Origin of the sequence: Enterococcus sp. 1001283B150225_161107_E12 (assembly GCF_015556925.1) — a bacterium.
In the GTDB taxonomy this organism is placed as follows: Bacteria; Bacillota; Bacilli; order Lactobacillales; family Enterococcaceae; genus Enterococcus_B; species Enterococcus_B mundtii.
The window spans coordinates 106,078-129,808 of record NZ_JADNNI010000001.1 but is presented as its reverse complement, the minus strand read 5'-3'; the positions used below and the strand labels follow the sequence as shown (position 1 = coordinate 129,808).

Genomic DNA, 23,731 nt, shown 5'->3' with positions numbered 1-23,731 from the left:
TTACTAACTAAAAATTAAGAGGTGTTGCCTTCCATGATTGAACAATTAAACAATCGCATATTTCACATGAATAATTCGCAAGTTAGCTTTATTCTCCATGTCATGAAAAATGGACAGATCGAGCAAATTTATTACGGAAAATCTTTACATGGTTTATCTGTCGAAGAAATCGACTACTTGGTCACAGATCAAAATAAATCTGCTGGAACAGTCAAGTTTTTTGAAGATGACCCTAACTTTACCTTGACCGATCATCCACAAGCATATCCTGTGTATGGTTCTTCTGATTTCAAAGAAGGAGCGATCGAACTTTCAAGTAACCAAACGCCTTACTACACCGATTTTCGCTTTGTCGAAGCAACGACTAAAAAAGGCAAGAAACGAAACTTAAAGTGTCCGGCTGCTTATGGGAAAGAGGAAGAAACGGAAACACTCTCTTTGCGATTAGTGGATCAGGAACGTCAGTTGGAGCTGATACTTCATTACACATTATTTTGCGATTCCACCGCCATCGTTCAAAGTCAGACGCTGATCAATCAATCTGAGACAGATTTACAGATCCATCGCATGCTTTCAGGCGTCTTGAATCTTTCTACCAAAGCGTATGATTTCACTCATTTTTCAGGTGCTTGGTTAAAAGAACGACATGAAAAGAAACGGCCGCTTGAACAAGGAGTCGTAGCGATTGGGTCACTAAAAGGTGCAAGTAGCCATCAGCATAATCCCTTTATCCGGCTGGAACATCAAAATTCAACGCTTGATCAAGGAGAGGTCTATGGGATGAATCTCGTTTATTCTGGTAATTTTCTCGCTCAAGCAGAAGTGGATGAATGGGATAAAACGCGAGTGATGATCGGTATCCATCCGACACAATTTACTTGGACATTAGCGCCTAAGGAAAGCTTTACGACACCAGAAGCAGTCTTGATGTATAGCGCTGCAGGTACGAATGGTCTTGCCAAACAATTTACGCATTTTATCGAAAACTATTTGATTGATCGTCAATGGCAAAACACGCCAAGACCAATCGTGTTCAATAACTGGGAAGCAACGTATTTTGATTTTACCGAAGAAAAACTCTTGTCGCTTGCGACCATTGGAAAAAAATTAGGAATGGAATGTTTTGTCTTAGACGATGGCTGGTTTGGTAAACGAAACAACGATCGGTCCTCGTTAGGTGACTGGACGCCTGATAAGCAAAAATTCCCACACGGACTGGCTGCCTTTGCAACAAAGCTCAGAAATATGGGCCTTCAATTCGGCATGTGGTTCGAACCTGAAATGATCTCTCCTAATAGTCAGTTATTGGAAAAACATCCTGATTGGGTAGTGAGACATCCCTATTCACGTATCTCGGTGGGACGTGGGCAATATGTCCTTGATTTTGCGAATCCGGCCGTTGTTGAAGAGATCTATGAGCAAATGGCAAAGATCATTGAAGAAACAAATTTAACTTATATCAAGTGGGATATGAACCGAAATATTACTGAAGCCTATTCCGCCTATTTAGAAAAACAGGGGATTCATCAACAGGAGTTCTTCCATCGCTATGTCCAAGGCGTCTACACGCTTTATGGCAAATTATTGACCAGCTATCCTGATCTTTTGATCGAAGGTTGTGCTGGTGGTGGAGGGAGATATGATTTAGGTATATTATTTTATAGTCCGCAAATCTGGCCTAGTGATACTAGTGATGGGTTGGAACGATTAAGTATTCTTAGCGGAACATTAGCAGGATATCCCCTTTCTAGCTTTAGTAATCATGTCTCTGCTTCTCCGAACCACCAAGTGTTACGTGACACTTCCTTAGCATTCCGCCAAGATGTGGCGATGTTTGGCCCTTTAGGCTACGAATTAGACCTATTGGCTTTGACAGAAGATGAAATACAACAGATCAGTGACCGGATCACTTTTTACAAAGCCCATCGTCATTTGCTGACTCATGGGGAATTTCTCCAGATCTTGCCAAATCATCCTACTGATAATGAAATTTGCTGGGGTGTTTTCAGTCACGATCGGTCAGAGGCAATCATTGGTTATTATCAAAAATCGGCACGTGCCAATCCAGCCGCAAAGGCATATTTACCACTTCCAGAATGCCTGAATAAGGATAGTTATTATCAAATCAATCAAAAAGAAACGATTAGCGGTCATTTCCTGATGAATGTTGGTCTGAAAAAACCACGTTTGTTCAATGGAGTGAATCATACCACTTACCAACTTGCAGGAGACTGTCAATCATTCATCTATCATCTTGTAGAAAGGAGGAAATGAAGTGAAGACTTATAATGACACACGTTTACTCCATGGTGGGGATTATAATCCGGAACAATGGTTGAATCACCCTGAAATCTTGAAAAAAGATTTTGAGTTGATGGATAAAGCACATGTCAATACCGTAACTGTAGGGATCTTTTCATGGAGTACATTAGAACCAGAAGAAGGGGTTTATCACTTTGAGTGGTTAGATAAAGTATTTGAAGAGATGCACAAACGTCAAGGACGTGTAATTTTAGCCACACCAAGTGGTGGACGCCCTCAATGGTTGAGTGAAAAATATCCAGAAGTGAATCGAACGAATGCACAAGGACAAAAGCATCATCATGGCTTTCGCCATAACCATTGTTACACATCAACTGTTTATCGGGAAAAAGTCCAGCAAATCAATCGCCGTTTAGCTGAACGATATGGTGACCATCCGGCATTATTGCTGTGGCATATCAGTAATGAATACTCCGGAGAATGCTACTGTCCACTTTGTGCAGCCAAATGGCGTGAGTGGGTCAAAACGAAATATCAAACCTTAGAAGCAGTGAATGACGCTTGGTGGATGACATTTTGGAGTAATGATTATTCCAGTTGGTCCCAAGTTGTGCCGCCTTCACCTCTTGGAGAACATAAAGTGCATGGCATGGATCTAGACTGGAAACGATTTGTGACAGATCGGACGATCGATTTCTTTTTACATGAAATCGAACCGATTAGAGAAATCACACCAGCTATTCCAGTAACGACTAATTTTATGGCAGAAGGCCATGACCAGCATGACTTTATTCCCCTGGAAGGACTTGATTATTCTCGATTTGCAGAAGTTGTTGATATCGTCAGTTGGGATAGCTACCCCGACTGGCATAACCCGTACGAACCTTTACATGTGACCGCCATGAAATCAGCTTACGTCCACGATCAATATCGTTCATTGAAGAAACAACCGTTTCTCGTGATGGAATCGACGCCTAGTTACGTGAATTGGCACGCATTCAACAAGGCGAAGAAGCCAGGAATGCACCTGCTAAGTGGGATGCAACAACTGGCACATGGGTCAGATAGCACACTCTATTTTCAATGGCGGCAATCACTAGGCAATTCCGAAAAATTCCACGGGGCGGTGGTCGAACATGACAATTCAGAAAACAATCGAGTCTTCCAAGAAGTAGCGGCTTACGGAAAACGATTAGACACTTTGTCTTCGATCAAAGGTACACAAACAGAGGCAAAAGTCGCTATTTTATTTGACTGGGAAAGCAATTGGGCATTAAAAAGAGGCGGTGGTTTTGGTCGTCCAACTCGTCGTTATATCCAAACACTACAAGAACATTACCGATTCTTTTGGGAAAGAGATATAACTGTTGATATTTTGACGCCAAATCAAGACTTCTCTAATTATGCCTTAGTCGTTGCACCAATGCTCTATTTGATGCGTGAAGAAACGATGGTCAAACTCTCAGAATATGTGACAAAAGGTGGCACCTTGATTGGTAGCTATTTTACCGGAATGGTCAATGAACATGATCGGTTACATCTTGGAGAATGGCCACAAGTTTTGCAAACACTTTTTGGTGTCCTTCCAAAAGAGCTTGATACGCTTTATCCAGGAGAACACAATCAAATCCTTTATAAGGAACAAACATATCAAACAAAAGACTATTGTGGCATCGTCAACGAAACGACAGGAAAGGTGAGAGCTACTTACAAACAAGATTTTTATGCTGAAACGCCAGCTCTAGTTGAAAATCAATTAGGCGAGGGAACTGCTTATTACTTAGCAGCTCGTACCGATCTCGATTTTCTAGAAGTGTTTTACCAGCCAATCATCGAAAAATTACAGTTGCAGCAAGGAATCGTTAAGAGTTCAAATCCAAAAATTTCGATTCAATCGCGAACCGATGGGACACACTGCTATTACTTTCTAATGAATTTTTCTGAGGAGAGGCAACAGCTTGAGTTGCTTGATCCTTACTTGGCTATCGAAACAAATCAAACGCTTACTGGTATCCAAACGTTTGCACCTTACGAAGTGAAAATTCTAAGGAAAGAAAATTAATACGAATGTTCCCGCCTTTATGTTTTGACAGTTATTTTATTCTTGTTGTAGGATAGAGACAGAGCAACAAGGAGGACGAGAAACATGACAAATTATGATGGAGAAAAAGAAAAACGTTTAAGAGGTTCCATGGCGCCTAAAACAGATGATGAAGTTGCGTTAGCTGGAACTAATTCAGGTGAAACAACAGATAAAGAAGAGGCGTTAGCTGGAACCAACTCCGGTGAAGAAAAAGAAGTCGCGATGTCTGGTTCAAACGCAGTGGAAGAAGAGTCCGAGCATCCAACAAAAAAACATCATTTGAAGGATGAACTAGAAGAAGTGGTAGAAGAAGCGAAAGAAAAATTTGACGCTTTTAAAACGAAACACAAAGAATAAGTAAAAAAAGAACTTGTATCCGCGTGAGCCATGTTGAAGGCTTAAAGATGCAAGTTCTTTTCTATTTTTTCAAAATAAGCAAAAAAAAGTTTTTTTAAAATCATCCTTTCATTATAAACTATGATTGCTTATTGTATGTCTAAAGGAGGTGAAAAATAGTGATTGGTCAAACAGACATGATTCAATTAATCACAAAATATTTTGTCAATAACACATCTATGATCATTGGTATCACAAGTTTTGTTATTGTTTTATGTGTTTTTATTTCTGTAAAAATGGTCGCACAACCAAAAATGGGGAAACCATCTAAACAAGCACTTGCCAAAAGTCGGTATAAAAAGACTAAGTAAGTACTGGAGCAAAGAAGAGTAGGGGGAAAAAAATGGGCATGTACTGGGTTTTAACATTTATTGCGCAACAACAGGAAAATTTTCCATCAGCTAGTCAAGCAGGTAAGCTTGCTGCCTTTCTTATGTCATTTATTATTCAGTTTGGCTTTTCTGGCTTTTTCACGGTTTACTTACTTGTCGTGATTATTTGGCAAATATTCAAATATATAAAAAGGGTGACTCGTAAAGACCGCAGACACTTCAAAAAAGAAGTTGCGGCTTCTTACAAAGTCCAAGAAGAAAGAGTTAAGAGCAATATAGAAAAAGAAAAGGCCAGAGCGAGTAGACAAAGAGATGTCTTTGAGCCATGGCATCAGAATGAGGAGCAAGAAGATTGAGGGATTTTATTTTGTACCAGTTGCATCGATTATTCAATACAAATACATATCGGGAAATGCTATTCCAACGAATCAACGAAGCCATCTATTCGACTTATCATGCTACAAACTATCCCAAGTATACTGGTGAAAATGAAATGGAACGGTTAGCTAACAAACTCAAGCGCAGTGAAAGAAGAAAAAACTGGTTCCCTAAACTTGGTGATCCACTCTATAAAAAACCTTCTTCAAGAATTTATGTCGAAGATCTACAACTAAAAATTTCTCCTATTCGTTTGGAAGGGGTTCCTAATCTTAGTCATATCTCACGACAATTCAGTACCAGTTCCTTACCTAAGGAACACCAAGCTTATCAAACAACAAAACCTGAACCTATGCCTTTACAATCAAAAGTTACAAACCTTTCACCGCAAATGACTGCTTTATTAAAAATAAATGATCCATCAATTAAAGGCTTGCCAACTTCTCGTAAAGAAATACCAAGAGTGAGAAGAACACAATCCGATCATGGACGTTATTGATTTTCTATAAAAAATTATTATAGTATATATAATTTCTATATTATTGAAAAATGATAGCAACCGATTTATAATTTTCATGAAAATAACAAAGAACGGATGAAAGGTGTGTTAGACATGAAAAAAACAAGTCGTAAAGTTGTAATCGTAGGTACAGGATTTGTCGGTACAAGTATTGCTTATGCGATGATCAATCAAGGTGTTGCCAATGAACTTGTCTTAATCGATGTCAACCAAGAAAAAGCCGAAGGAGAAGCTTTAGACTTACTAGATGGAATGGCATGGGGCGAAAAGAACGTTTCCGTATGGTCTGGCACGTATGAAGAATGTAAAGATGCAAATCTAGTGATCTTAACTGCTGGCGTGAACCAAAAACCTGGTCAAACTCGCTTAGATCTAGTGAAAACAAATGCAGCGATCACTCGTCAAATCGTTAAAGAAGTCATGGCTTCAGGTTTTGATGGTATCTTCGTTGTTGCTTCAAACCCAGTCGATATTTTAACTTACTTAACATGGCAAGAATCCGGCTTACCAGCTTCAAGAGTGGTAGGAACTGGAACAACTTTAGATACAACTCGTTTCAGAAAAGAAATTGCTTTGAAACTTGCAGTTGATCCACGTAGTGTACACGGTTATATCTTAGGTGAGCATGGGGATTCAGAAGTAGCTGCTTGGTCACATACTACAGTCGGTGGTAAACCAATCATGGAATACGTTGAGAAAGATCATCGTTTAGAAGAAAATGATCTAACAGTACTTGCTGACAAAGTAAAAAATGCAGCTTATGAAATCATTGACCGTAAAAAAGCAACTTATTACGGTATCGGTATGAGTACGACTCGAATCGTCAAAGCCATCCTAAATAATGAACAAGCTGTACTACCAGTTTCAGCTTACTTAAATGGCGAGTATGGTGAAGAAGATATTTTTACTGGTGTGCCATCGATCGTTGATGAAAATGGGGTAAGAGAAATCATTGACCTATCGATCACACCTCAAGAAAAAGCAATGTTCCATCAATCAGTCAGTGAATTAAAAGCCGTACTTGATACTGTACGCTAACATCAGCAATGAAATAAACGAAAAACGGGAAAATCGGGAAATAGCAAACTATCATTTCCGATTATTCCCGTTTTTTTGATGATAGAAGAGTATTTAGAAAAGAAAGGAGAATTTATGGGTATAGCTATTGTTAATGAAAAAATAATGCCTTTGGTTGGTATTGCACTATTATTATGGTTTATGATTCTCAGTTTGTTGCTTGTATCTTTACTATGGAAGAATAAGAAAGCAACGTACAGCTGGGATAAAAAAGGAGCCAAGGTCGTTTCGTTAGTTTTTGCGGTTGTTTTACATATTCTATTTGGCGTATTTATCGGGATTATTTTTTATCATATTTCTGTGATCCGTTTTTAGTGAATTATAGGAACATTTGAATGGAGAAGAGGGCAGTCGTAGATAGAGAAAAAAGAGTCTATAGAGCTTAGACTCTTACAATTTGTTGAATTTATCAACGATTTTCTTCTTCTCCATTGCGATTTTTTCTAAGTCTAAAATCGCTTTCTTTGCACGCATCAGCTCGATCATTTCAATCATATCTTGTTCATTGGCTTCATTTAATATGTACTGTTTGATTTTTTCTTTCTCTAGTTTGACAATTTTCATTTTTTATCACCTCAGTTATTATTCTATAGATAACATATCACATTAAACTTGGCCTAAGAGAACCAAAAAAGTGATTTTCGAGGAAAATAAGGAACTTAAATAGCTAAGTTATTTAAAGTAATAATAATAGAAAAAGATCGTTAAATTGATCGTTAAGATACGATTCATGAATAAACATATGGAATTAGCAAAACATATTATTAGAATGGCTGATATAGATTAGTTGATGATAAATACATAAATTGACGAAGTCATAAAAAATTCTTGAGTCCAACTTAAATCTGATGACAGAAGTCAATCTAATTTTTTGTAGATTGCAGGAATATAGATTTAAAATCATTGGTTTCTAGTAAATGAGTAATGAATAACTAGTCAGAGAAAATAAATCAAGTGCAAAATAATTTTAAAATTTTGCAGAAGGGTCAAAAATCGGTTTTGTGGTAAAATTCGGATTAATTCAGGTTGATAACGGTTCATACTTCATTTGAATCTACTTTGTATAATATATATTATGTAAACTAGAATAAATGAAAAATGATTACCTTTATAATTCCTCGTTCTAACCTCTTATACTAGTCATAAATTCCCATAATTCTCTAGTTTTTTTGTTATCTGTATTTATTTTTATCATTTGCGCTTTTTTAAGTCATTTTAAGAAAAGTTCGTCCGTAGCTTCGGGAAAAATAAACTACAGACGAACAAAATTAAACTTAACTTAACTAAGAGAAAATCATTCAGTTAATTCTTTAAAACAGATGTGTCCATTTTTTCACTTCGATATAGGCTACTGGAATAAAAGATAAACCAAGAACCCATAGCCAGTTGGAAAGTCCAATCGTAACAAATCCAAAGGTATGTTGTGTCAGAGGGATTGTCACTAATAAGACAATAATCAATGCACCAATTGCTGTAGTTAAGACTAACAATGGATTGCCAAAAAATTTTAATCGTAAAATAGATACTTCACTGCGACAATTATACATATGGCTGATCGTGGATAACCCTAGGACAATAAATGTCATTGTTTCAGAAATCGCTACTGATTGTGTACGACCAATAACTATAGCCAATAATGTGACGACGGTAAACACAACAGAGATTTCAAGGATCTTAAAGGTCAATCCTTGTGAAAAAATACTGTCGTATTTATGGATCGGTTGTTTTTCCATATTTTTTCCCTCTGCAGGTTCGACACTTAAACTAAAACCAGGGATGCCATCTGCGACTACTTTGATGATCATTAATTGGATCGCTGTGACTGGCGCCCCCCAACCTAAGATCAAAGAAATCAATACGATCGTTAAAGCTGAAATATTACAACCTAACATGGCATATAGAGATTTACGGATATTTTGATACACTCTTCGCCCCTCTTCTACCGCTTGGACGATCGTTGCAAAATGATCATCTACTAAAACCATGTCAGAAGCTTCCTTCGCCACTTCCGTTCCACTCCCCATAGCAATGCCGACGTCCGCTGCTTTTAATGCCGGAGCGTCGTTCACTCCGTCCCCCGTCATGGCGACGATTTCGTCATTTTGTTGAAAAGCTTTAACGATTCGTATCTTGTCCTCAGTTGACGTTCGAGCAAACACTCGATACCTATCGATCGTTTCGGCTAACTGTTTATCACTCATTCTTTTCAGTTCTGCCCCTGTCATTGCCCGGTCTCCTTCTCCCATTATCCCTACTTCTTTAGCAATACGTGAAGCTGTTAATAAATGATCGCCAGTGATCATAACGGTTTTAATTCCTGCTTTTTTGGCTACTTCCACCGCTTTTGCTGCTTCTTTTCTCGCTGGATCGATGATGCCGATAAAGCCGGCAAATGTCAGCTCCTCCTCTAATTCTTCCTCTGATAGTTCTTCGATTGATTGTTGGAATACCTTGTAAGCTACCCCTAATACACGGTACGCTTGATCAGCAAGTTGATCATGTTCTGCTTGATAATCTTCGCTTAGATTCACCAAGTGTAGTCGATCGAATGCTCCTTTTGTGACTGATAGATATTCTTTTCCAATACGATAGACCACAGTCATACGTTTTCTTTTTGAATCAAAGGGCAATTCTTTGATTTTTTCCAAATCTGAAAGATGTTCCTGTAATTCCTTCTCTGAAAAGCGATTATTTACAGCTTTTTGAATCGCTAACTCCGTGGGGTTGCTCCCTCCTTCGTTCTCAGAAAACGCACTCGCAAGATAAAACAGCAAAAGTAGATTTTTTTCCTTGTCTTTAGTGAAGTCTAAAAGAGTAGGTATTTCTATTAATGGAGCGATTTTTTTCACAGACATTTTGTTTTCAGTGATCGTACCGGTTTTATCTGAGCAAATCACAGAAACGCCACCTACTGTTTCAACCGTTGATGGTGTCCGAACAATGGTTTTCTTAACTGCCATATTCCCCATACCTACAGCTAGAGAAATGGTTACGACAACAGGTAATACTTCTGGTATTGCTGCAACTGCCATTGAAATTGCAGTCATGATACTTGATTCTAGGCTCAAACCTTTTACTAAACCAATTACAATTGCCAAGAAACCAGCAGTGATTGCGACTAGCCCTAGCACTTTACCCAGTCTTTGCATTTTGATTTGCAGTGGTGCGACATGCGTTCCTTCATTCGTGATCAAATGAGAGATTTTTCCGATTTCTGTAGCATTGCCAGTTTTTTCAACTAAGACTGTCGCTTTACCTGTCACGACTAATGCACCAGAAAATACTAGATCTTTACGATCACTCAATCCTTCATTATCAGTAGGTTGATAAGAAGCGTCTTTTTCACTCGGTTCACTTTCTCCAGTCAAAAATGATTCGTCAACAAAGAAATTAGTACTTGTAATTACTTTCGCGTCAGCAGGGACACGATCACCCAATTTAAGTTGTACAATATCACCAGGAACGATCTCAGAGCTGTTGATTTCTTTAACGGAACTTTCTCTCAAGACACAGCTAGATGGCGTACTCATTTTTTTCAGTTGATCCATTGATTTTTCCGCACTTTTTTGTTGCCGTATCGATAAATAAAGATTTAATAGGACAATTGAAAAGATGACAATTGGTTCTGTAAAATCGTCCGGATGTGTTTGATAAGCAATAACCGTAGATAGTCCTGTGGCAACAAGTAAAATCAAAATCGTGATATCTTTCATTGCTTCTTTGAAATAAACAATAAAAGATTTAGTTGACTGAGTGTCAATCGAGTTTACACCGTAGTATTCTAATCGATCGTTTGCTTCTTGTTCCGTTAATCCTTTTTGTCTATCTGTCTGTAAGTTTTCTATTTTCATTCTGCCTATTCCCTCCCAAAACAAAAAGGAGCCAGGCAAACGAACCATTAAAGCCTACGGTTCGTTTGTCTGACTCCTACAAGATCGTTCCGGCGAACGCTCTTAAGTCATAAATTTTTTATGAAGTTATTATTTCACAGTTCAAGCAATGGGTCAAGGGAGAAGTTGATAAAAGAATGTCCCTCTGAGTACAAAGTAAATTGACCCTTCCGTTCATTTGTATTACGATAAATAAACACGATAGAAAAGGAGCCTTATCCGATGCTGATCCGAGAAATCAAACCACAAGATGATCCAATCATCAAAGAAATTATTCAAACTTCCCTAGAATCACTTGATTTAGCGATTGAAGGAACTGCCTATTTCGACCCACAATTAGACCATTTAACAGACTATTACCATACTCTCCCTTGTGCTGCTTATTGGGTGGTGGAACTAGAAAATAAAGTAGTTGGTGGAATCGGTATTGCCCCTTTTGACGCGCAAAACCAGATATGTGAACTACAAAAATTGTACTTAGCCCCAGAAGCAAAAGGTTTAGGAATTGCCAACCAATTGATGGAAACAGCATTGTCTTATGCCACTCAACATTACCGTCAATGCTATTTAGAAACGATGCGTTCATTAAAGCCTGCTTGTAAACTGTATGAAAAGTTCGGCTTTCACTTGATAGCTGATCCACTAGCAGGTTCTGAACACTCGACGATGGACGCTTGGTATATTAAAGAGTTAAAAAAAGACGGCGAATAAGGAAATTTTTCTCTTATCGTCGTCTTTTTTTATCTATTTATATGAACTGTTGAATAAATTGCGTAATCACCGGTAAGAAATAAACAACACCCGCCGCAGCTAATACGAAAAGCAACTGTTTCCGCTGTTTCTTTCTTTTCAGTAGACTACTCGTTGTATGCAACAAGTAAGTGCCACTCTTGGCTGCTGCGGTCAAAGTTGTCAAAATGACCGTCGGTGAGTAGCCAGTCGGATGTTTTGTAATAGCTAATAATTTGGTTCCGTATTCTGGATATGCGATAACTGCTTGATATAACGCAACCAGCGTTAACAACCCCATCGCATAATTCAAAAGTGAATTGATTTTTTTCACGTACAAGTACTCCTCTAATAATTATTACTTTAGTATTTTTTGGTTTAGGTATTTTGACTTTTCGGAATATATATACCTACTCTTGCTTTTCCATCCAAGGAAATGAAAAGCCGATCGTTAAATCTTCTTTCAAAATTAGGACAGCATCAAACTTTCCTTTTTTCCCAGTAAATCCTTTGACCACTTTACTAGTCTTTCCTTTTGAGAGTAACTCTCTAAGATTTGTTTTGGTCAATTTCTTCTTAGCAATCGTAGGCCATAATTTAAAATCACATTCCTTGTTCGTACATGTCGCGATTTTTGGATACAACATCACAATGCCTTTTTTACATTTCGGACAGCGCCCGATTTGGTCATTCTTCTTCTCCATTGCTTCGATTTGCATCAAGCCGCTTTGCTCTTCAGACAAGTCGACTGTTTTTACTTGTTCTGGGACGACTTCTAATAAATGCAGAATAAATTTTTTGATATTTTCTAAAAAGACTTCCGGCGTTCCTTGCCGTTCACCGATTTTTTTCAAATAACTTTCCCACCGTGCCGTCATCTCAGCGCTTGTCAGTAAAGATTCTCCTGCTACTGCTTTACACAAAGTGATACCTTTGGCAGTCACTTGAATATCATTTTTATTGACTTCGATATAGTGCCGTTGTTTCAAGTTTTCAATAATGCTCGCGCGGGTAGCTTCCGTCCCGATTCCTTCCACTTCTTTCAGAATCTCTTGCGCTTCTTCATCGTCTAAGGTCTTTCCTGCGGTTTTCATCGCAGTGATCAGCGTTCCCTCATTGTAGGGCTTAGGCGGTTGCGTCTCTTTCTCAAGGCTTCTCAGATCAACAGTCACTACCTCTTGCTCACTGACTTTAGGCAAAAGCTGACCATCTGATTTTTTCTTGCTTTTTACGGTCAAGATTTGTTGCCAGCCTTCTGCAATTGGACGTTTCCCGACACTTTTTAAACGCAATCGTTCCACTCCTGTAAGGATCACGGTTTCTTCATAGCGATAATTTTCTGCAAACATTGCTAAAGTCGTACGCATCACCTGCAAATAGATCGCTTGCTCTAGTCGGGAAAGCTTCGCAAAACGTTCCTTCGTCGGTATCGTTTTGGTTGGAATGATCGCATGATGCTCTTGGACTTTTTTTGCATCCACATATCGTTTTTTAGGAAATGTTTCTGGTGTCGCTACCTCTGTGATCCCTAAAAACGCTTTATAGCGATCAAGATTTTGGACAAGATACTGGTGTTCGCTTTCTGTAATGTAAAAAGAATCTGTTCGAGGATAACTCAAAAACTTACTTTCGTACAAACCTTGAACTGCATCAAGTGTGGCTTTCGCACTGACTTTCATCAGTTGATTCATTTTCGATTGCAAACTAGACAAAGAAAACAAACGTGGACTACTTTGTTGTTTTTCTTTTTTTGTTACTTGTAAGATCGTTCCTTGTTGTTTCCCTAAATGCGCACCTTTTCCCTCAATCGCAGCAACTAATTCGTTCGCAGTTTTAAAGGTTTGTTTCGGCTCGATTTTACCGACAAACTGCCCATGTTGACTTTTGATCTGCGCTTCTCCTTCGAAATAAGGCTCTTTTTTAAACTTCCTGATTTCTTCTTGTAACTGGTAGATCATAAAAAGCGTCGGTGTTTGCACACGCCCTAATGAGAAACTTCCAGAGATCCCTTTTTGTTGCAAAAGTAAACTATATAGAGGACTCCCATTCATCCCAATCAGCCAATCTGCATGTTGACGAGCTTGGGCTTCTTTATATTTCGGATAAAATTGTTCCGCAGGTTTCAGTTGTTTGAACCCTTGATATATCGCTTCTTTTTCTAATGAATTGATCCATAAGCGAAAGTACTGTTTTTGCTTCGTAAATGCGTTAGCTTGCTGAATGATCGACCAAGCAATCGCTTCACCTTCACGGTCACTATCTGTTGCGATAATGATCGTATCAGCTGCTTGTAATTGTCGTTTAACGATCGCAAATTGGGCCCGCTTCTCTGGAGGGACCGTATATTTAAACTGATCTGGAAATATCGGCAAGTTGGGCAATGACCACTTAGCCCAGCGTTCTTCATACTCTCCAGGAGGAACCATTTCCACTAAATGACCAAACCCGTAAGTGATCGTTACTTCACCTGTGAATAGTGGATCGCTGACTTCAAAATAACCTTCCTGCTTTTTCCTTTTTTTGAACGTTTCCGCATACGCTTTTGCTTGAGAAGGCTTTTCAGCAAGTATCACTGTTTTCATGTTTTCCCTCCTCTTCTTGATAAAATAAGAATTCTTTAACAGTTTACCAAATGGCTTTCAAAAAGAATAGCGAAAAAATTGAAGATGTTTTTGTTGAATGGAAAAAAGCGTTACAAAAAAATAACTATAATCACCTAAAGAAGAACATTTATCTTTTTATTATTATCATACTGTTATTTTTAAATAAGGGTATAAACATTGATAAAAGAACAGCAAGGCTTAACATATAATTAGTATTTACAAAGAAAATAACTATATAAAAAAATGAGTTTTTTTATAATTATAATTTTAAATAAACTTGAAGTTTGTTGTTATATTTTGGAAAATATAATTAAGCAACCTACGACACAAATAAGGAGGTTTTTGGTAGTTGAACTGTTGGTAGTCACTTAAGCCATTTGATAAAAAGGAGTAAAAAATGAAAAAATTTTATCGCCTATTACTTGTTGGTCTGTTGCTCGCACCTTTTGCCACTTTGCCACTTGATGTCCACGCCCAAGAAGCGATTGCTAGCGAAATCACCCAACCTGACGAAACCATCGTTCCGATCGATACCACCTCAGCGATTCCTTCGTCCGCAGAACCACAAAATGCAGCAGTTGCCTTAAACGTTTTTAATGGAATCAGCATGTCTGCTTATGCATCTGGTTTATCAGGTAGTACACTTAGCGCTGGCTTACTGTCGACCGCCGCCTCTGCTGTTCTTGCTCCCGCTCTGCTAGGAATTGGTCTAGGGGTCGGTTTTTATCAGCTCGGTGCCTCTTTAGGCGTCGCAACAGCTGATTTAGCGAAAACAAACAGTGGCTTATTTGAATCGATCGGTAGCAGTGCCTCCACTCAAAATGAACTGAACGCTTTTGCAATGTCTGGAATCGATTCGACAACAAATACCTACAATTTCTCCGCAGCCTTACAAAACCGCTACGCACAAGATGTAACAAGCAATGCGTTGATGCGTGAGTACTTGACTGGCGAGAGCGACCACGGAATCTTTACTTTCAGCGTCAGTGACCGTGTTGAACTTTATCGTCGCTACATCAACTACACCATCCCTTGGACACTACGGGAACAAGCAGCGGTGGTGGGACGTAACACGTCACTAGCCGATTCTCTCTCCCAGAATGAGTTTTTCGTTTTAGAAAGCATCCAGTATGGCGAATCCGTTCGTGGTGCAGATGATGCCATCTTGAACATCACCGGTTCTTCTTACTACGGCTATGATTTCCCAGAACCTTTTAACTATCAAGTCAAGCTTGATACGAGCATCTCTACGCTCTTAACAGAGATCACAACAAAAGAACAATTGCTCGACTACGTCCAAGCAACCACACCATTTGAATTTGGGGTCGTCAATGAACCTTCTAAAGCCTTAGCTATTGAAACTGCCCAAGAAATGGCTGTCGCATATGATGAACGAACCAGCCAAATCAGCCAAAGTTTAAGCGACGCCTTAGCTCCAAACAACAATGGATTAGACTTTGACCCTTCTGGAATGATCGCGACACTATACGGTGCGGCAGTCGTATTGGATCGTGCTGGAAACTTCATCTATGCTCAAACGCAACAAGCCGTTCCAGCGCATTTAGTTGGAGCGATTGAGTTTTCTTATAGTGAAGAGTCAATACCTTATGATAATGCTCTTACGATTGACGGTAGGCGAGGGACATTTGATCCAGAAACAGGAAGTATAATCAATGAAGGCACAAATGAAACTTTAATTGCTTCAGCATTAGGGGACTGGACCATTGCCAGTTACAATACTTTGGTAGCTGAACTACGTAAATATGATGATAACGAAGATGCCTGGTATACTCCCATCGACTTAATCTATGATGAGTACTTTGCTCATGGCGGCAAAGGTCATACGATTACAGATCATGTTATTCAAAATTGGGACACCCTATTTACAAGGATGGAAGCAACTCCCACTTTAGAATATACTTCAAGTTTTCATAATGCTCTCCAAGCTTTATTAATAATCAACTATGCCGTTTGGACAGCAAAACATGAAAATTTATTAGCCGGAGATAAAGGATTCGACTTAGGTTATTGCAATTTCCCAGAAAACAGCAATACGATTTCTTATCGATCCTATGGTATATTGTCTTTAGGGCAATCTCTCGGTATTGGTTTATCAAAAACCACAATACCTAATCAATTTGATCGGCATGAACACATCCCTTATGCAAAGGTCATGATCCGAAAGACCAAACAAGCAGTTCGAAAAAATAGAAAATATTTTATTGTTACTGCATTTCCTGATTTAGAAAGAACGATTGAAGGGTGGACACCTAGTTGATAGAAGTTCGTTAGAAAATAATCAGAAAAAGGTGGATTTAAAGATTCATCTTTTTCTAATTTAACCTTCCGATTTCTCAAACACTGGAGGTTTAAGAAATTGAGTGACATAAAGGAGGAAAATAGATGGAACTACTAGAAAAAGAAACGCTGACCTGTTGGAGAATTGATAAAAAAAGTATTCCAAATCATGTTAATTATGGTTTTTTTTATGAAAATAATTACCTAGGAATTAACAGTCACCAGCAAGCCGTATTAGGATATCTAGAATTTTTAAATCGAATTGTACAATGTAATTACTGGGCATCAGACCTCAGAGCAAAAACTGGGTATCCTATAAGCAGAGAACAATTCAACGAATATTTCTACTCAATAAAAGCCAACCCACTCATCTATATCAAGCGAGATCCCGATTACTTAAGTTGGGAAACAGCCCCAATTTATGTCAATAAAAAAATGATGAAGGCAGAAGAAGTCAATCCCGATATTCTATTTAAAAATAGAGGAATCTATGAAAAAACTTTTTTCCCTGAAACTCAAACAATCAAAGTGACTAAAGAGCAATTTTTAGCTCTCAATCAACAATTCTTTCCTGAAAGGGCCCAATTAAAAGTGTACGAGTGGGATACATCCTTTTCCAATCATTATAATCGTGCACGTGATTGTTTCGGTGCCTATTTATGGAGTATTTATGATGAAAAAAGGCACCGTTTTACAGTTATCAGTATACTTTTGGAACCTTAGTAATAAGGGCAACCTGCATTTAAATAAATAAGCATGAGTTTGAATTAGTAAAAAAGAATATAATAGTCAAAAATCCAAAAAATGTTTATCTCTTCATTTATGTACATATGCCAATGAAAGTTTATAAATGACTCTCATTGGCATATTATTTTATTCGATTATTTCATTCAATCAGCTATTGAAATTCCGATCACAGTAAATTTATTTTGCGCTTTGTCATAAATCGTCCATAAAAATCCACCATATAATTCTCTTCCAAAAGAAAAGTAATTTGACCATTCGCTGTTCCATTCATACACCGTTAGCGTTTTTTTGTTAGGAAACAACCAATCATTAAGTTGTATAAAGTGGTTTTTTTTACCACCATAACTGTATGGAGGATGAAGAAAAAGAAAGGTATACATAGATTGATAACCACCTGCACTTTTGTTGTCTATTGATATTAACTCCTCGATCGTCGAGAGTTTTCCATACATTAAAGCTGGATTCACTGCATATCTATACTGGAGTTGGTTGCCATATCTAGGTAAACAGTCAAAATAAAGTAATTCAGTATAGTAAATTCCCAGAATATCCCTTTTTTCATTCATCACTCTAATAAATTCAAGTGCTACTTTTCGATGACTAGAGCGTCCTTTATACTCGGTCTCTTCAAAAAAAACATAATCTATCAAAAGACCCTGCACTGGAATGTTTCTCTTGTGGGCATTTTGTTTAAACTCGAATGTTTCTTTTCTCAATAATCTCATGATCGACCTCCTTCTTTCTCAAGTTCCTAAAACTGTGAACTTCTTACTTTCTTCATCGTAAACTGTCCATAAGTAAGCAGCTCCACTCATCTTCTTTATGTAAGAAAAATAATCTGACCAAGTATTGTTCCATTGATAAATAATCAGTTTGGCTCTATTTCCAAAGATATGATTGTTCAATTGAATAAAATCTTTCTCCTCTCCTTTATAAGATGAAGATAATTTAAAGAAAGCAGTGGCATAATCGGAAGTATATTTCTTGTCCGAATCATAGTCTGTAGAAAAGAAAACATTCCCTTCGATTATAAACCCTTGCATCAGTAGTTGATTGATGGAATAAGTTTTTCTCAGATTGACAGGGAAATTTACTCTATCCGTATACTCAATTTTTGTATGTCCTCTCTTTTGATTGATTGCTGTCACAAAGGCAAGTGCTGCTTCTTTGTGACTTTCTTCTCCTTTGTAATTTTCTTCATGGAAGAAGCCGTAAGTAAGTACGAGTTCTTTCATACAGATATTTTTTTCAACCATAGTCAGTACAAATCGATCTGTTTCCTTTTCCAAAAATTTCATCTTTCCCTCCACTAGAAATGTTGTATGTACTCGATAGTATTTTTCACGTAGTATTCAGTACCTCATCGAAGCACCTATCACTGTAAATTTTTCAGTTTCCCTCTCATAGATCGTCCATAAATACGCACCATATTCCTCTCTACCTATTGAAAAATAGTTTGACCAATCATTGTTCCATTGGTAGATTATTAGGTTCTCTTGTACAGGAAATATATACTCATTGGCTTTTAAAAAAATCTCTTCTCGCTGAGGTTTATATATCTGTGAGAGTATGGAACAAGCATAGGAAGATTCATATTTACCATTCTCACATTTAGTAGAGAAAAAGGCAGGGGGCAATACTGATTTCGCATACATCAACTCTGGGTTCACTGCATAGGGATAAGCCAATGCCTTAATAAAAATAGGTAAATCATCAAAACAATGTAATTCTGTTGAATGAACACATGAGTACCCTAGACTTTTTTCGTTCATTACCTTTATAAATTCAATCGCTGCTTGTTGATGACTCTCCACATTTCGATAATCCTTCTCTTTAAAGTAGACAAAGTCTAAATTTAAACGTCTTGTAAATAATCCTTTCTCCTCTAATTTTTGGCTCAATACTTCTGTTTCCTGTAGTAAAAACTCCATATTATATTTTTCTCCTAATCTCATAAAATGCTTGCATTGATCACCGTAAACTTATTTCTTTTAGGATCATAGATCGTCCATATAAAAGCCCCTCTATGCTGTCTGCCATAATGAAAATAATCTGACCAAGTATTATTCCACTCATAAATAATCAGTTGCTCTTTATCTGGAAAAAGAATATCGTTCATTTGAATAAAATGTTCTACTTTTCCGAGATAGTTTGAAGACATCTGGAAGAATGCATAAGCATAATTTGAAAGAAACGGTTGTTTAGGTTTCCGAGAAATTGAGAAAAAAACCTCGTGACTTAAACGTCGAGCGGTCATGAGCGTAGGATTTATTGTATATTCTTGTATTCGGTTATCTAAATGTTCCTGCTTATTCCAAGTAATCATAGGATATCTTTTTTTCTGGTTCGCAAACTTAACAAGCTGAATTGCTGCTTGTTGATGACTGCTATCTTCCTCGTAATCTTTCTCATGAAAGAATAGAAAAAGAATCGGGATATTTTTCATTGGGATATTATTCTCCATCATAGTCAAAGGGAATCGATACGTCTCTTCATCTAATAATTTCAAATTGATCTTTCCTTTCTTTTATGTGATGTTTTCTTTTCTATTATGTAGTCAATAAAGCACCAAGCACTGAAAATTGAGTCAAAATCCGATGAATGAAATTTCTCTGCATACATTTCATAATGATCAGTTTTCGGTTTCCCTATGTTTTTATTACCCAATTATTTATTTTTACTAAAGGAAAAAGTACTTTCTTTTTTTATATTTTCATTATTAATGATTCAATTGTTTAACCTACTTATAGGTTTGTTATCCTCTTACCCCTGTTCTGCTAAAAAAATCTCGATGATCGTAAAGATTTGGATTCTAGGATCATAAACACTCCAAAGATAGGCGCCCCAGCCCACACGCGCATAATTGAAATAATTTGTAAACTCTGAATTCCATGAATAGATGATCAATTTATCTTTTAAAGGAAAGAAACGTTCATTTACCAGATTAAATTCTTTCTTAGATAACTTTGTACCATGAAATTCATTAAAAAAAGCTTCCTCATATACCCCACCATCCATAAACAATTCTTCCGCAGTAAGTTCAGTACCTTCCATCATCTCTTCGTTGACTTCAATTGGATAGCCATCTAAGTTTAACGTAGTAGGATCAATTTCTGTGTATGTAATTGAATCAGAATTTAGTTCAAGAAATTTCGCTACATACATTTCACGGGTAACAGATTTTCCAGCTTCTTTGCGTTTTTTTGATGACCAAAGATTTGTTCTTATTATGCGACTTGTATAATTTAAGTAAGCCAAAATTGCCTCTTTATGGGTGACCTTTCCTTGGTAATCACTTTCCTTAAAGAACGTATAACCAACGTAATACGGAAAAAGTATATCCCTTTTTTCTTCTAATGCTAATGTTTCTTTTACCAATAATTCCATGTCTTTTCCTCCTCGAAGTTTTATGTATTACATGATACCTATTTCGTCATAGTTATTGTTTTTCTTGAAAATGTTAATCAACAATGATTGTGACTGGATTTGCCTACTAAGTAGGATAAAAATTTAAAAATCTTAATTAAACTCAATCTGTCATAGAAGATCCTATGACAGTCAGTTTATTCGATGCAGTATCGTAAATCGTCCAAAGAAAGGCATCCATCCATTCTCTCCCAGGAGAAAAGTAATTCGACCAATTGTTATTCCAAGCATAAATGATCAACGCACTTTTCTTAGGGAATAATAATTTATTCAAGGAAATAAAATCTTCTTCGTTCCCACTATATGAATGTGGTGGGAAAAGAAATGTTTGTGCATACCAATTTAAATAGCTTCCAGAAGCTGTTTTTTCAACAGAAAAGAAAACATCTGTCTTCATCTGTTTTCCATACATTAACTCTGGATTTACGGCATAACTCAACTTAATTGGGCTACATCGTATGGGTAAGTGATCAAAATAATGTAAATCTGTATATAGAAGACCTGGAATATTTCTTTTTTCATTTATTACTTTGATAAATTCAAGAGCGGCTTTGCGATGACTGGAGTATCCACGATAACCTGTTTCTTCAAAAAATACATAATCGAGTAAAAGTCCATTGATTGGAAATTTTTTTAAATAGAGTTTTTTTTTAAAATGATACGTATCTTCTTTTAATAACTTCATTCTGTCCTCCTCATTCAACTCAATATTGATGCCCCACATACCGTAAATCTTTTTCTTGTTGGATCATAAATCGTCCAAAGGTACGCTCCTTTTCCGGAATGTTTTCCATAAGCGAAATAATCTGACCACGTGTTGTTCCATTGATAAATGACTAATGTTTCCTTCTCGGAAAACAAGTAATTGTTCAGTTCAATGAAATCTTTCTTACTTCCTCTATAAAAAAAAGGAATTTTAAAAAAAGCGTAGGCATAATCTGAAATATAATGACCTTCTAAGTCGCTATGTGTAGAAAAAAAAGTATCGACTGGAATTCTTGTTGCTTCCATTAAATTGAGGTTTATGGAATAGGTTGCGAATATATTGACTGGAAATTCAAGTTTATTCGTATACTCAATTTGATCATGTCCTCTTCTTTGATTGAGGAACGTAACAAATGCCAAAGCTGCTTTTTTGTGACTTTCGTATCCTTGATTATTCTTTTCTTGAAAAAACGCATAGTTGATTGCTAAATCTTTCATCCAGATATTTTTTTCAACCATGGTCAGAACAAATCGGTTAGTCTCCTTTTCTAAAAATTTCATCCTTACCTCCTTTAGAAATGTTGTATGTACTCAAGTTGTATGTACTCAATAAGTATAATTCGTATACTTTACAAAAAGACCTATTTATCTTTGGGTCACCAAACGTATACTTAAATTTCATAATCATCCTCCGAACCTCTAAAAAATTAAACAGAAAACCTAAGAGTTTTTTTAAATAGTTATTTTATATATATTTAAGTAGTATAACCATCTTGATAAGTTTATATTATCGCATGATAAAGAAATCGACAAGTTTCCCTGATTGATTTATCTTGTTTTTTTATAAAGTCATATCTGCGAAATAAAAATTTATTTTTTTAAGAAACAAAAGTAAAAAAATAAGCTCAAAAAAAATGTAAAATTGTTAAGAAATTCAATCTGAATAATAAGTGGATTTTTGCGAGGAGGATAAAATGGAGCTATTGGAAAAAGAAACACTATATAGCAATCAAAACATCTACACAAAAAAAGCTTTTCCAGAAGTTATCACCTCCAGAAAAGCCTTTTTAACAAAACATCAATGATCATTCACTTAAAAATTGTTCGATCTTTTCACGGTTCATTTGTTTATCTAATACGAGGATACTACCCGCATAATCACTTTGACCATAGCTCCAAGTATTATCAGCTGGGACGCTTAAACGGTCGATTCCGCCAGCACCACGTAAGATAGAGAAACTGTTTCTGACTAAAAAAGTCATCGGTACATCGGTGGATGTATAACCGATTGCTTTTCCGGCAGCATATGGCGCGCGGATCAAGTTCAATGGATTTTTTAGTTGTCCAAAAATCGCATCCATTACTTGTTGCTGTCTGCGGACACGACCGAAGTCGCCTTCTTCATCCATACGGAAACGTGCATATTGCAACAGCACATGACCGTCCATACGTTGTTTGCCTTTAGCGATATCAACACCGTCTAGATTCAAGTCTTTTTCAGCATTGATCGACACACCATTCATGAACATGGCATCAATCACTTTTTCAAACGATTTGAAATCGACTTTCATGTAGTATTGACAGTTCAGCCCAAAGTTCTCTAACAAGGTTTGTCGAACTAACTCAGCGCCACCATAAGCATAAGCTGCATTGATTTTATTGTCTCCGACCCCAGGGATCGTCACGAAGCTATCCCGCATGAATGAGATCAATTTGGGTTTACGAGCTGGCCCATCTAATTGTAGAACCATGATCGTATCTGCTCGTCCCGCATCTTCACCCCTTGTATCACTGCCTAAAATCAAAATGTTGTGTGCGCCACTTGTTGATTGGGTGCCGTTGAATGTTTCTGAAGTCGCTGGTTCCAGTGACTGATCATTTTCAGCCACGAACTTGCCGACGAAAAATGAAATCAGTGAAAAGACAAATAAAAATAATAAGATCCCTACTATGATTTTCCACCAAGACCGCTTCTTACGTGGACCTTTGGGCTGTTTCTTTTTAAAGAGTCCTTTTTTATGGGGTTGTTGTTCTGAATGAACGTGTTCTTCGTAAGGCGTTGAGTATCGAGAATCACTTGGACGTTCTTCATAAGTTTGTTCGTAAGAAGGGATTGCTTCCTCTTCAGGCTCCGCTTGTTTCTTACTTGCGCGTCGCCAAGATAGCGGCGATGACTTTTCTTTGATTGGTTTTGCTTTTTTATGGATGTTCTGATAGCGATCCATCCGACTCATTTGATTTCCTCCCTTTGTTCAACTCAGTAAAATCATACGATACTTCTCAAT

General features: G+C 37.2%; 23 protein-coding genes. 11 read left to right on the top strand and 12 right to left on the bottom strand.

Annotation, left to right across the window (positions count from 1 at the left end; all coding sequences use genetic code 11):
• Positions 1 to 33: 33 nt before the first annotated feature.
• The 8 genes from I2F89_RS00505 to I2F89_RS00470 all read left to right on the top strand — a co-directional run bounded on the left by I2F89_RS00505 (position 34) and on the right by I2F89_RS00470 (position 7,363).
• Positions 34 to 2,274, top strand: coding sequence for an alpha-galactosidase (locus I2F89_RS00505; protein ID WP_195513212.1), 2,241 nt, complete (start codon positions 34 to 36; stop codon positions 2,272 to 2,274).
• Position 2,275: 1 nt separating this feature from the next.
• Positions 2,276 to 4,324, top strand: a complete 2,049-nt coding sequence (locus I2F89_RS00500) for a beta-galactosidase (RefSeq protein ID WP_195513211.1) — start codon at positions 2,276 to 2,278, stop codon at positions 4,322 to 4,324.
• A gap of 84 nt (positions 4,325 to 4,408) precedes the next feature.
• Positions 4,409 to 4,702: an rRNA processing protein gene (locus I2F89_RS00495; protein WP_071867036.1), complete on the top strand. Its 294-nt coding sequence runs from the start codon at positions 4,409 to 4,411 to the stop codon at positions 4,700 to 4,702.
• Positions 4,703 to 4,860: 158 nt separating this feature from the next.
• On the top strand, positions 4,861 to 5,052 hold the full coding sequence (locus I2F89_RS00490; RefSeq protein WP_074798987.1) for a hypothetical protein: 192 nt from the start codon (positions 4,861 to 4,863) through the stop codon (positions 5,050 to 5,052).
• Between the two features lie 32 nt (positions 5,053 to 5,084).
• A complete protein-coding gene (locus I2F89_RS00485; protein WP_065095801.1) occupies positions 5,085 to 5,429 on the top strand; it encodes a hypothetical protein in 345 nt (114 codons plus the stop codon).
• A complete protein-coding gene (locus I2F89_RS00480) occupies positions 5,426 to 5,950 on the top strand; it encodes a hypothetical protein (RefSeq protein ID WP_195513210.1) in 525 nt (174 codons plus the stop codon). The genes I2F89_RS00485 and I2F89_RS00480 overlap by 4 nt, the downstream gene beginning before the upstream one ends.
• 114 nt (positions 5,951 to 6,064) lie before the next feature.
• On the top strand, positions 6,065 to 7,009 hold the full coding sequence (locus I2F89_RS00475; protein WP_019724600.1) for an L-lactate dehydrogenase: 945 nt from the start codon (positions 6,065 to 6,067) through the stop codon (positions 7,007 to 7,009).
• A gap of 114 nt (positions 7,010 to 7,123) precedes the next feature.
• A complete protein-coding gene (locus tag I2F89_RS00470; RefSeq protein WP_229078006.1) occupies positions 7,124 to 7,363 on the top strand; it encodes a hypothetical protein in 240 nt (79 codons plus the stop codon).
• A gap of 75 nt (positions 7,364 to 7,438) precedes the next feature.
• On the opposite strand, the gene I2F89_RS00465 is transcribed toward I2F89_RS00470, so the two are convergent.
• Together I2F89_RS00465 and I2F89_RS00460 are read right to left on the bottom strand one after the other, a co-directional pair.
• The gene (locus tag I2F89_RS00465; protein ID WP_010735481.1) at positions 7,439 to 7,612 is read right to left on the bottom strand and encodes a hypothetical protein; all 174 of its coding nucleotides are present in this window, start codon (positions 7,610 to 7,612) and stop codon (positions 7,439 to 7,441) included.
• Between the two features lie 746 nt (positions 7,613 to 8,358).
• Positions 8,359 to 10,899: a cation-translocating P-type ATPase gene (locus I2F89_RS00460; RefSeq protein WP_195513208.1), complete on the bottom strand. Its 2,541-nt coding sequence runs from the start codon at positions 10,897 to 10,899 to the stop codon at positions 8,359 to 8,361.
• Positions 10,900 to 11,160: 261 nt separating this feature from the next.
• Here I2F89_RS00460 and I2F89_RS00455 point away from each other — a divergent pair, with 261 nt between their 5' ends.
• Positions 11,161 to 11,649 (top strand): GNAT family N-acetyltransferase, encoded by a 489-nt coding sequence (locus I2F89_RS00455; RefSeq protein WP_074798981.1) that lies wholly within the window; start codon positions 11,161 to 11,163, stop codon positions 11,647 to 11,649.
• A 37-nt stretch (positions 11,650 to 11,686) separates the two neighbouring features.
• Here the strand turns inward: I2F89_RS00455 and I2F89_RS00450 are convergent, their stop codons facing one another.
• Together I2F89_RS00450 and I2F89_RS00445 are read right to left on the bottom strand one after the other, a co-directional pair.
• Positions 11,687 to 12,001: a hypothetical protein gene (locus I2F89_RS00450; protein WP_010735484.1), complete on the bottom strand. Its 315-nt coding sequence runs from the start codon at positions 11,999 to 12,001 to the stop codon at positions 11,687 to 11,689.
• A 76-nt stretch (positions 12,002 to 12,077) separates the two neighbouring features.
• Positions 12,078 to 14,249: a type IA DNA topoisomerase gene (locus I2F89_RS00445; RefSeq protein ID WP_195513207.1), complete on the bottom strand. Its 2,172-nt coding sequence runs from the start codon at positions 14,247 to 14,249 to the stop codon at positions 12,078 to 12,080.
• Positions 14,250 to 14,667: 418 nt separating this feature from the next.
• Here I2F89_RS00445 and I2F89_RS00440 point away from each other — a divergent pair, with 418 nt between their 5' ends.
• Positions 14,668 to 16,548, top strand: coding sequence for an RNase A-like domain-containing protein (locus I2F89_RS00440; protein ID WP_177187644.1), 1,881 nt, complete (start codon positions 14,668 to 14,670; stop codon positions 16,546 to 16,548).
• A gap of 125 nt (positions 16,549 to 16,673) precedes the next feature.
• The gene (locus I2F89_RS00435) at positions 16,674 to 17,291 is read left to right on the top strand and encodes a hypothetical protein (RefSeq protein WP_074798977.1); all 618 of its coding nucleotides are present in this window, start codon (positions 16,674 to 16,676) and stop codon (positions 17,289 to 17,291) included.
• A gap of 167 nt (positions 17,292 to 17,458) precedes the next feature.
• Here I2F89_RS00435 and I2F89_RS00430 read toward each other — a convergent pair whose 3' ends face one another.
• The 8 genes from I2F89_RS00430 to I2F89_RS00395 form a co-directional block, all read right to left on the bottom strand.
• Positions 17,459 to 18,040, bottom strand: a complete 582-nt coding sequence (locus tag I2F89_RS00430; RefSeq protein ID WP_074798976.1) for a hypothetical protein — start codon at positions 18,038 to 18,040, stop codon at positions 17,459 to 17,461.
• Positions 18,041 to 18,058: 18 nt separating this feature from the next.
• A complete protein-coding gene (locus I2F89_RS00425) occupies positions 18,059 to 18,613 on the bottom strand; it encodes a hypothetical protein (protein WP_195513206.1) in 555 nt (184 codons plus the stop codon).
• Between the two features lie 54 nt (positions 18,614 to 18,667).
• The gene (locus I2F89_RS00420) at positions 18,668 to 19,246 is read right to left on the bottom strand and encodes a hypothetical protein (RefSeq protein WP_195513205.1); all 579 of its coding nucleotides are present in this window, start codon (positions 19,244 to 19,246) and stop codon (positions 18,668 to 18,670) included.
• Between the two features lie 20 nt (positions 19,247 to 19,266).
• Positions 19,267 to 19,824 (bottom strand): hypothetical protein, encoded by a 558-nt coding sequence (locus tag I2F89_RS00415; RefSeq protein ID WP_195513204.1) that lies wholly within the window; start codon positions 19,822 to 19,824, stop codon positions 19,267 to 19,269.
• A gap of 254 nt (positions 19,825 to 20,078) precedes the next feature.
• Entirely contained in the window at positions 20,079 to 20,702 is a 624-nt protein-coding gene (locus I2F89_RS00410; protein WP_195513203.1) for a hypothetical protein, read from the bottom strand.
• A gap of 142 nt (positions 20,703 to 20,844) precedes the next feature.
• Positions 20,845 to 21,426 (bottom strand): hypothetical protein, encoded by a 582-nt coding sequence (locus I2F89_RS00405; protein ID WP_115357611.1) that lies wholly within the window; start codon positions 21,424 to 21,426, stop codon positions 20,845 to 20,847.
• A 14-nt stretch (positions 21,427 to 21,440) separates the two neighbouring features.
• Positions 21,441 to 22,007: a hypothetical protein gene (locus tag I2F89_RS00400; RefSeq protein WP_074798970.1), complete on the bottom strand. Its 567-nt coding sequence runs from the start codon at positions 22,005 to 22,007 to the stop codon at positions 21,441 to 21,443.
• Positions 22,008 to 22,531: 524 nt separating this feature from the next.
• Complete coding sequence (locus tag I2F89_RS00395) at positions 22,532 to 23,680, bottom strand: LCP family protein (protein WP_142433055.1); 1,149 nt, start codon at positions 23,678 to 23,680, stop codon at positions 22,532 to 22,534.
• Positions 23,681 to 23,731 lie beyond the last annotated feature (51 nt).

Excerpts from the sequence above, each read along its gene's own strand:
- I2F89_RS00430 (WP_074798976.1), bottom strand. The coding sequence starts at position 18,040 with ATGAGATTATTGAGAAAAGAAACATTCGAGTTTAAACAAAATGCCCAC.
- I2F89_RS00455 (WP_074798981.1), top strand. The coding sequence starts at position 11,161 with ATGCTGATCCGAGAAATCAAACCACAAGATGATCCAATCATCAAAGAA.
- I2F89_RS00410 (WP_195513203.1), bottom strand. The coding sequence starts at position 20,702 with ATGGAATTATTGGTAAAAGAAACATTAGCATTAGAAGAAAAAAGGGAT.
- I2F89_RS00505 (WP_195513212.1), top strand. The coding sequence starts at position 34 with ATGATTGAACAATTAAACAATCGCATATTTCACATGAATAATTCGCAA.
- I2F89_RS00485 (WP_065095801.1), top strand. The coding sequence starts at position 5,085 with ATGGGCATGTACTGGGTTTTAACATTTATTGCGCAACAACAGGAAAAT.
- I2F89_RS00470 (WP_229078006.1), top strand. The coding sequence starts at position 7,124 with ATGGGTATAGCTATTGTTAATGAAAAAATAATGCCTTTGGTTGGTATT.
- I2F89_RS00400 (WP_074798970.1), bottom strand. The coding sequence starts at position 22,007 with ATGAAATTTTTAGAAAAGGAGACTAACCGATTTGTTCTGACCATGGTT.
- I2F89_RS00440 (WP_177187644.1), top strand. The coding sequence starts at position 14,668 with ATGAAAAAATTTTATCGCCTATTACTTGTTGGTCTGTTGCTCGCACCT.
- I2F89_RS00495 (WP_071867036.1), top strand. The coding sequence starts at position 4,409 with ATGACAAATTATGATGGAGAAAAAGAAAAACGTTTAAGAGGTTCCATG.
- I2F89_RS00475 (WP_019724600.1), top strand. The coding sequence starts at position 6,065 with ATGAAAAAAACAAGTCGTAAAGTTGTAATCGTAGGTACAGGATTTGTC.
- I2F89_RS00420 (WP_195513205.1), bottom strand. The coding sequence starts at position 19,246 with ATGGAGTTTTTACTACAGGAAACAGAAGTATTGAGCCAAAAATTAGAG.
- I2F89_RS00465 (WP_010735481.1), bottom strand. The coding sequence starts at position 7,612 with ATGAAAATTGTCAAACTAGAGAAAGAAAAAATCAAACAGTACATATTA.
- I2F89_RS00435 (WP_074798977.1), top strand. The coding sequence starts at position 16,674 with ATGGAACTACTAGAAAAAGAAACGCTGACCTGTTGGAGAATTGATAAA.
- I2F89_RS00460 (WP_195513208.1), bottom strand. The coding sequence starts at position 10,899 with ATGAAAATAGAAAACTTACAGACAGATAGACAAAAAGGATTAACGGAA.
- I2F89_RS00445 (WP_195513207.1), bottom strand. The coding sequence starts at position 14,249 with ATGAAAACAGTGATACTTGCTGAAAAGCCTTCTCAAGCAAAAGCGTAT.
- I2F89_RS00425 (WP_195513206.1), bottom strand. The coding sequence starts at position 18,613 with ATGAAATTTTTGGAAAAGGAAACAGATCGATTTGTACTGACTATGGTT.
- I2F89_RS00405 (WP_115357611.1), bottom strand. The coding sequence starts at position 21,426 with ATGAAGTTATTAAAAGAAGATACGTATCATTTTAAAAAAAAACTCTAT.
- I2F89_RS00395 (WP_142433055.1), bottom strand. The coding sequence starts at position 23,680 with ATGAGTCGGATGGATCGCTATCAGAACATCCATAAAAAAGCAAAACCA.